We start from the raw sequence: 4,645 nt of genomic DNA, 5'->3' as shown, positions 1-4,645 counted from the left end.
GGGGAGGGGAGAGCGGCGACGCTCGAACCTTACCCGACGAGGAGGACGCGGCGACGTGTTCCTCCTTACCCGACAAAAAGACGGCGGGGGTAGATGGCATAAAATCATTAAGCCCAGATGACCGACTAGAGCTTGTAAATAAAATAAAACTTGGAAACAAAGTTAAACCGAATCGCAGGATTTGGATACCAAAATCCGATGGAAATAAGCGTCCATTGGGAATTCCTACTATCCATGACAGAACGCTACAAACACTAGCAAAAATGACGTTAGAACCCGAATGGGAAGCCAAGTTTGAAGCCAATTCATACGGTTTTCGACCAGGGCGAGGATGTCACGACGCTATCGAAGCAATCTTCAATCACTTGAAGAGTAAAACTAAATTTGTACTGGATGCAGATCTAAGTAAATGCTTCGACAAGATAGACCACAAAGCACTCCTGGAGAAAATCAACACGTTCCCAATCTTAAGAAGGCAAATAAAACAATGGTTGAAAGCCGGATATATAGATGGCAAAGAACTATTTCCCACTGAAGAAGGAACGCCACAAGGTGGTTCTATCTCACCCCTCCTAGCCAATATTGCTTTGCATGGGATTGAGGAATTAATCACTGAAAAGTTTCTCCAGAAATGGAAAGGAAAGGAAATAATACGGAGGATACCAGCAGTCATCAGATATGCCGACGACTTCGTAGTTCTACATGACGACGTGGAGATTATCAAGGACTGTAAGGTAGCGATATCTGAATGGTTGAGTCCGATGGGATTAGAACTAAAACCAAGTAAAACCAAAATTTCTCACTCGCTTAATAAGTTTGAGGGTAATGCTGGATTTGACTTTCTTGGTTTCTCCATAAGGCAATTTGAAACAGGGACATACCGTTCTGCAAAAAGCACAAATGGAAACCCATTAGGATTCAATACACAGATACAACCTAGCAAAGAGAAACAAAAGATACATCTCAAGAAGGTTGCCGAAGTAATAAAAAGTCACACATCGAACAAACAATCAGATTTAATTACAGAATTAAATCCAATTGTCCGAGGATGGGCTAACTACTACAGTACGATATTTGCGAGTGAAACATTCGATAAAATGGATTTTCTCACTTGGCAGAAACTCAGAAGTTGGGCACTCAGAGCCTGTCCGAAAACCCAAAAATACAAAGTCTTTTCTAAGTATTGGCGGAAGAGAGGTAACGAGAACTGGCGATTCAGCACTGAACATGGATTGGTTCTAGCGAAATATATAGATACCAAGACAAAACCTCATGTGAAAGTGAAAGGTTCCAAAAGCCCCTACGATGGAGATTATATCTACTGGGCATCACGAATGGGTAAACATCCACAAATCTCTAGCAGGTTAGCCAGTCTACTGAAAAAGCAAAAAGGAAAATGCGAACACTGTGACCTCCACTTCTATGAAGGTGACTTGATAGGAATCGATCACATAATCCCTGTTAACCAAGGTGGAAAAGATGAATATACAAATCTGCAAGCACTTCATAGACATTGCCATGACACAAAAACAAATCATGACAGACTGGTGCAAATGACAAATGCTAAGGCATAAGAGGAGCCGTGTGAGGTGAAAGTCTCATGCACGGTTTTGAAAGGGAGGATGACAAGGCGACTTGTCATTCGACCCTAACAGGGTGGAAAGAATCAGGAAAAAGAATAACTCGTGGACTGTATCGTTCAGCCGATGGTACGAAAATAAATGCTGATGGCAACGGCGCAGCAAACATTATCAGAAAAGTAGCGATAAAGCTAGGATTAGATCTTAGCAGAATCAGTAGCGGCGAATTGATAGCGCCTTTGAAAATCCGACTCTGGGTTCTTCAAGAATCCCCTCGCATGCACGGCATGGGGAGTATCAAAAAATCTACATTACGTCAAGGTGAAAAACAAAAATAAGAGCCAGAAGCACGATAGCTGTGCTGGCTCTTATGAGTTGATACTAGAAGTTAACCTGAATTCACTAGAACTGTGGCGAGCTTTTCTGCCGATGGATGACCTGCACCCCTGAGAAAATTTAAGCAAGAGCTTTTTTTGCCTGCTTGCGGCGTGCTGCTACTAAACTTCCCAATCCCATCACCATACCTGCAATAGTGGTTGGTTCGGGCACGGGCTCAGCATCAGCCGAAACCCCCGCCATAACTTTGTCACTGGTGCCAACACGAGACCCCTCTACCTGCTGGAAACGAACCCCTGCCTTAAGCGTACCATTCTGGAATCCCGTCAAGAAAGCACTTTCTGCCTGAGCCGCACTCAGATTGCTGCCAGTTAGCAAAAAGCTAACCAAAGTAGACTGATTTTTATATAAGCCTCCATTAGCGTTTCCACCATTAAATCTATTGCGCGGAGTGCTAATGCCATAGTCGAAACCGTTGTGCAAGCCACTAATATCAACATTGTTCCAAAACTTTGTAAAAGTGCTGCCTGCGGTAGATTGAACCGATGCATTAACGCCACTCAATACGTCAAATGCCACCGCAACGAGAGAAGAGTTTGTTGCACCACCGACTGTAGTCTTAGTGCCAGTGGTATTGGTGATGCCTAAATTCAGGAGCAAATCGGCTCCACTTTGGACAACGTTGAAGTCCAATGTTGCAGTAGCGCCGGTGCCAATGCCGTTGGTCGTACCGTACTCAGGAGCCACGGATAAACTGAATGCTTGGGCTTGCGTTGCAGTTAGTAATGAAGAAGCAATGACTAAACCAGCGGTAGCTAGACACGCGGTTAGTGGTTGGGCGAAGTTGGTTTTCATAAGAGTAATACCTTTTTTATATCGTTTGGGGATTGACTTTATTGATTTCTTCTGGTATCTATTTACATCATCAATCATCTAAAGGTCTTTGTCTATACATTTTTGATACCTTTACCAAAACAATATTCTTCGAGGTTTATTCTTAAATCTTTCGTAAACTTGGTTGTATCGCAAACGCTAGGATGACTGTTGCTGAGGCATTCCACGGCTAACTATCCGTTATTGCAACTTTCGGTATCATCGGTGGTCACAACGGCTAATTGCGTAATACCACTAAGTCGTCGGTGTTTATTTATACAACAACTGAGGCATCTGTTTGTCATCGCCCGATCTACGCGAAAGTAAAATATAGTTGCACAGTAAGTAAATATAGAATTACTAACTCTTCCCGGGCGCAGAAACTGGGTTTGAAGGACTAAAGTACGGCGTGGAGAGCCTGGGTACGGATTTAAAAACCCGGTATAGTCCCAGGGCGGTTTCATTCTCACGAAAATCGCGATTTTGACTCTTGTGATGCCAAGAGTGCCCGCCCCCACGCACAGACGATTTCACAGGCGTTTGGGACATGGGGGCAACCACGGGGCGATTGCCCCTACCGAGAATGAAACAGCCCTGGGTATAGTCCAGTCTCAGTGCGTAAGTCCACTACACTTAACGTTATGCAGATGGCGGCCAAAAATGGGTACAAGCCCCCGACTAATGTCGTGGAAAGATAAAAATTTTAGACTCTTGTTCAATCTCCCAGATTCATCTGTGGAGTAAATCTAAAATCTAAAATCTAAAATCTAAAACCTAAAATCGACACAATCCCCGCGTCCCCTAGAATTTGAAATTGCATCGGCTCGCCCGCCAGTGACACAATAACCTTACTAACAGACACATTTTTAATGACGATAATTTTAACCAACGACGACGGCATAGACGCTCCGGGGATTCAGGCACTTTTGCAGGCTGTAGAAGGCAAAACAATTATGGTGGCTCCGCAGGGGCAATTGTCGGGCTGCGGGCATCAAGTGACGGCTCACAGTCCGATTCATGTCGATCGGCGATCGGAATTTGAGTATGCTGTAGGGGGAACACCGGCCGATTGCGTGCGTATTGCTCTTCATCACGTTTGTGCGAAGCCGGATTTGGTGCTTTCGGGTATTAACGCGGGCGGCAATTTGGGGGTTGACGTGTATATTTCGGGTACGGTGGCAGCTGTGCGCGAAGCAGCCATGCACGGTATTCCGGGAATCGCAATTTCCCACCGGATTAAAAGGCCGCTCGAAATTGACTGGGATGTCGCTACTCGTTGGACATCGCGCGTATTGGCGGATTTGCTGAACCGGGAACCAAAGTCGGGGTGTTTCTGGAATGTGAATTTGCCACATTTACCGCCCGGAAGTGCGGAACCGGAAATTGTGTTTTGCCAGCCTTCGACGCAGCCGCTGCCAGTTGTTTACCGGATGGAGGGAGAATACTTTTATTATGCGGGAGAATATGGCTCGCGCGATCGGGCGGCGGGGACTGATGTTGACGTGTGTTTTGAGGGTAATATTGCGGTGACTGAGATATCGTTGTGATAGATTTGATGGGATTTGATGGGATTGGGCGATCGAACTATTTTTTTTGTCAACAAAGCGGAAGTAGGTAGGTTAACTTTGGTATTACTTAGCCTCAATATCCCAAATCAGGATAAAATATTTGTACTTAATTTTTACAGTCACGTAAGTCAATAAATGAGTCCTAACGCAGAAGCGAATTCTCCCAGCATCTTAAAACGCAAAGCGAGCAGCACTGTTGGTCGTGGCAAAGTAGCTAATAGACCTCTTGCAAAAAAAATATATGTTATAATTAGAGGTTTTAAATTTAATCCCCTAGAGCTAACTCAT

Annotated in this window: 4 protein-coding genes; 3 read left to right on the top strand and 1 reads right to left on the bottom strand. The window is 44.6% G+C overall.

Translation table 11 applies throughout. The annotated features are described in order from the left end of the window. Both ltrA and QUA16_RS35735 read left to right on the top strand, forming a co-directional pair. Positions 1-1,574: group II intron reverse transcriptase/maturase (gene ltrA, locus QUA16_RS35740; protein WP_333109486.1), on the top strand; the 1,574-nt coding region annotated here is incomplete at its 5' end. Between the two features lie 26 nt (positions 1,575-1,600). Next, positions 1,601-1,918 carry a hypothetical protein gene (locus QUA16_RS35735; protein ID WP_333109487.1) on the top strand — a complete coding sequence of 106 codons (318 nt, stop codon included), beginning with the start codon at positions 1,601-1,603 and terminating at the stop codon, positions 1,916-1,918. 118 nt (positions 1,919-2,036) lie between these two features. Here the strand turns inward: QUA16_RS35735 and QUA16_RS35730 are convergent, their stop codons facing one another. Continuing rightward, positions 2,037-2,771, bottom strand: a complete 735-nt coding sequence (locus QUA16_RS35730; protein WP_333109489.1) for a PEP-CTERM sorting domain-containing protein — start codon at positions 2,769-2,771, stop codon at positions 2,037-2,039. A gap of 887 nt (positions 2,772-3,658) precedes the next feature. Between QUA16_RS35730 and surE the strand changes: the two genes are divergently transcribed. Further along, the gene (gene surE, locus QUA16_RS35725) at positions 3,659-4,336 is read left to right on the top strand and encodes a 5'/3'-nucleotidase SurE (protein WP_333109490.1); all 678 of its coding nucleotides are present in this window, start codon (positions 3,659-3,661) and stop codon (positions 4,334-4,336) included. The last annotated feature ends 309 nt before the right edge of the window (positions 4,337-4,645 follow it).

It is taken from the genome of Microcoleus sp. S13_C3 (assembly GCF_036700905.1).
GTDB lineage: Bacteria > Cyanobacteriota > Cyanobacteriia > Cyanobacteriales > Microcoleaceae > Microcoleus.
The sequence above is the reverse complement of the archived record's forward strand: the minus strand, read 5'-3'. Positions and strand labels throughout refer to the sequence as shown.